This window comes from Exiguobacterium sp. s168 (assembly GCF_018619035.1).
Taxonomy (GTDB): Bacteria; Bacillota; Bacilli; order Exiguobacteriales; family Exiguobacteriaceae; genus Exiguobacterium_A; species Exiguobacterium_A acetylicum.
In genome coordinates, this window is record NZ_JACSNE010000063.1 from 1 (window position 1) to 883 (window position 883).

At 48.9% G+C, this 883-nt stretch carries 8 tRNA genes and 1 rRNA gene; all 9 read right to left on the reverse strand.

From position 1 onward, the window contains the following. Position 1 precedes the first annotated feature (1 nt). A tRNA-Leu gene (locus KNQ15_RS16560) sits at positions 2-88 on the reverse strand. Between the two features lie 21 nt (positions 89-109). Then, positions 110-184, reverse strand: a tRNA-Gly gene (locus KNQ15_RS16565). Between the two features lie 7 nt (positions 185-191). Continuing rightward, positions 192-275: transfer RNA gene (locus KNQ15_RS16570), tRNA-Leu, on the reverse strand. 7 nt (positions 276-282) lie between these two features. Then, positions 283-358, reverse strand: a tRNA-Lys gene (locus KNQ15_RS16575). A 23-nt stretch (positions 359-381) separates the two neighbouring features. Beyond that, a tRNA-His gene (locus KNQ15_RS16580) sits at positions 382-457 on the reverse strand. Positions 458-468: 11 nt separating this feature from the next. Continuing rightward, positions 469-544, reverse strand: a tRNA-Thr gene (locus KNQ15_RS16585). Positions 545-552: 8 nt separating this feature from the next. After that, positions 553-628: transfer RNA gene (locus tag KNQ15_RS16590), tRNA-Phe, on the reverse strand. 10 nt (positions 629-638) lie between these two features. Continuing rightward, positions 639-714: transfer RNA gene (locus tag KNQ15_RS16595), tRNA-Asp, on the reverse strand. An 80-nt stretch (positions 715-794) separates the two neighbouring features. Next, positions 795-883, reverse strand: a 5S ribosomal RNA gene (gene rrf / locus KNQ15_RS16600); the annotation flags it as partial.

Below are 883 nucleotides of genomic sequence, written 5' to 3' on the forward strand. Positions count from 1 at the left end.
ATGGTGCGGTCGAGAGGACTTGAACCTCCACGATGTTGCCACCACTAGGCCCTCAACCTAGCGCGTCTACCGATTCCGCCACGACCGCATAATGCTATTCAAATATAAATGGAGCGGAAGACGGGATTCGAACCCGCGACCCCGACCTTGGCAAGGTCGTATTCTACCACTGAACTACTTCCGCATATAAATGGTACGGGTGAAGGGACTTGAACCCCCACGTCAAAGACACTAGATCCTAAATCTAGCGCGTCTACCAATTCCGCCACACCCGCATAAAAATGGTGTGTCATGCAGGATTCGAACCTGCGACCCTCTGATTAAAAGTCAGATGCTCTACCAACTGAGCTAATGACACATAAATGATATGAAGTTAAAAAATGGGGCGACTGATGGGAATTGAACCCACGAATGCCGGAATCACAATCCGGTGCGTTAACCACTTCGCCACAATCGCCAAAATAAAAATGGTGCCGGCAACAGGAGTCGAACCCGCGACCTACTGATTACAAGTCAGTTGCTCTACCAGCTGAGCTACACCGGCAAAAGAAATGGTGGCTTTGGACGGAATCGAACCGCCGACACAAGGATTTTCAGTCCTTTGCTCTACCAACTGAGCTACAAAGCCGATATTAAAATGGCGGTCCTGACGGGATTCGAACCCGCGATCTCCTGCGTGACAGGCAGGCATGTTAACCGCTACACCACAGGACCGTTTTAAGTATAAGGTGACGACTTCTATAATGATAAAACATCTATGTAAGTCTGTCAATTGTTTTATTAAAAAAACAAAAGCCTGGCAACGTCCTATCCTCACAGGGGGAAGCCCCCAACTACTTTCGGCGTTCAAGTGCTTAACTTCCGTGTTCGGCATGGGAACGGG